Origin of the sequence: Actinoalloteichus spitiensis RMV-1378 (assembly GCF_000239155.1) — a bacterium.
In the GTDB taxonomy this organism is placed as follows: Bacteria; Actinomycetota; Actinomycetes; order Mycobacteriales; family Pseudonocardiaceae; genus Actinoalloteichus_B; species Actinoalloteichus_B spitiensis.
Map to the genome: position 1 here is coordinate 1 of NZ_AGVX02000353.1, position 1,914 is coordinate 1,914.

Genomic DNA, 1,914 nt, shown 5'->3' on the forward strand with positions numbered 1-1,914 from the left:
CATCGCCTCACCGAGTGGTTCCACCGGCGGTCGTTGATCCCGTCCGGTGCGCGCCAACCGCTGACAAGCGCACCCGGTGCCGCCGTTGTTTCACCTGTTCGGCCCTGGACAACGGGCGAGGGGCCCGTGGTGGGACCGCACGTAGCGTGCAGGTTTCCGTCCGCTGAATCACCTGCCTGGCTGCCTGTCACAAAGCTGTCCGCTTAGGTAGCGTCCGGAAGCGGTGGGTCGTGTCGGAGGCGGCCCGCCCCGGGAGGCCCTAGTCGTGGCAGTGATCGGTACGGCGGTGGAACCGTTCGTCACGAGCGCGGGGCCGGCAGCCGGCCCGGTCGGCTCGCGGCGACGGTCGCCCGACGGCGTCGCCGACGGCCACCTCTGGGCGGGCCCGGCCCAGCGACGTGCGGCCGCGTCCGCGTGGCCGTGAGGGAGTTGCCGTGACCGCACCCCGTACTTCGAGGCGATCCTCCAGCCGTTCCACCACCGCCTCCGGCGCCGACGCGCCGGAGGGAGGTCCAGCCGCCACCCGGTCCACCAGGTCCACCCGGTCCACCACGAGCCGCGCCACCGGCCGCCGGAGGACCAGCACGACCAGGACCGGGACGGGAACGGCCTTCGTGCTCGACACCTCCGTCCTGCTGTCCGACCCCTGGGCCGCCACCCGCTTCGCCGAGCACGCGGTGGTGCTGCCCCTCGTGGTGATCAGCGAGTTGGAGGCGAAACGGCACCACCCCGACCTCGGGTGGTTCGCGAGAGAGGCCCTGCGGCTCCTGGACGACCTCCGGTCACGGCACGGTCGTCTCGACCAGCCCGTTCCCGTCGGGGACGACGGCGGGACGCTGCACGTGGAGCTGAACCACTCCGACCCCCAGGTGCTCCCGCCGGGCTTCCGCACCGACTCGAACGACACCAGGATCCTGGCCTGCGCCCTGAACCTCGCGGCGGAGGGGTGGCGCGTGACCCTGGTCACCAAGGACATGCCGCTGCGGGTGAAGGCCGCCGCCGTCGGACTGCCCGCCGACGAGTACCGGGCGCAGAACGTCACCCCGTCGGGGTGGACCGGCACGGTCGACCTCGAGGTGAGCGCCGAGGAGGTCGACGAGCTGTTCCGGGTCGGGAGCGCCGACCTGGAACAGGCGCGGGAACTGCCCTGCAACACCGGCCTCCGGCTGCTCGCGGGAACGGCGAGCGCGTTGGGCCGGGTGACCCCGGACAAGCAGGTTCGCCTGGTCCGAGGTGACCGGGAGGCGTTCGGGCTGCACGGGCGTTCCTCGGAACAGCGCATCGCGCTCGACCTGCTGCTCGACCCCGAGATCGGGATCGTCTCCCTCGGCGGCCGGGCCGGTACCGGCAAGTCGGCGCTCGCGCTCTGTGCCGGCCTGGAGTCGGTGATGGAACGTCGGCGGCACCGCAAGGTCGTGGTGTTCCGGCCGGTCTACGCCGTGGGCGGCCAGGACCTCGGCTACCTGCCCGGCACCGAGAACGAGAAGATGTCCCCGTGGGGGCAGGCGGTGTACGACACCCTCGGCGCCCTCGTGAGCCGCGACGTGATCGACGAGGTCACCGACCGGGGGATGTTGGAGGTGCTGCCGCTCACCCACATCCGGGGCCGTTCACTGCACGACTGCTTCGTGATCGTGGACGAGGCGCAGTCGCTCGAGCGGAACGTGCTGCTCACCGTCCTGTCCCGGTTGGGCAGTGGTTCGCGCGTCGTGCTGACCCACGACGTCGCCCAACGGGACAACCTCCGGGTGGGCCGACACGACGGGGTCGCCGCCGTCATCGAGAAGCTGAAGGGACACCCGCTCTTCGCGCACATCACCCTCACCCGCTCCGAACGGTCACCCATCGCGGCGCTGGTGACCGAGATGTTGGAGGTCGACGTCGCCTGACCGGGCGGCGGCGGGCGCTCAGTCC

The 1,914-nt window shown here is 71.8% G+C and carries 1 protein-coding gene; it reads left to right on the forward strand.

What is annotated here, in order from left to right; translation table 11 throughout:
- Nucleotides 1–434 precede the first annotated feature (434 nt).
- Nucleotides 435–1,889, forward strand: coding sequence for an RNA 5'-3' helicase PhoH2 (gene phoH2, locus ACTIDRAF_RS0215855; protein WP_026066160.1), 1,455 nt, complete (start codon nt 435–437; stop codon nt 1,887–1,889).
- Nucleotides 1,890–1,914: the final 25 nt, after the last annotated feature.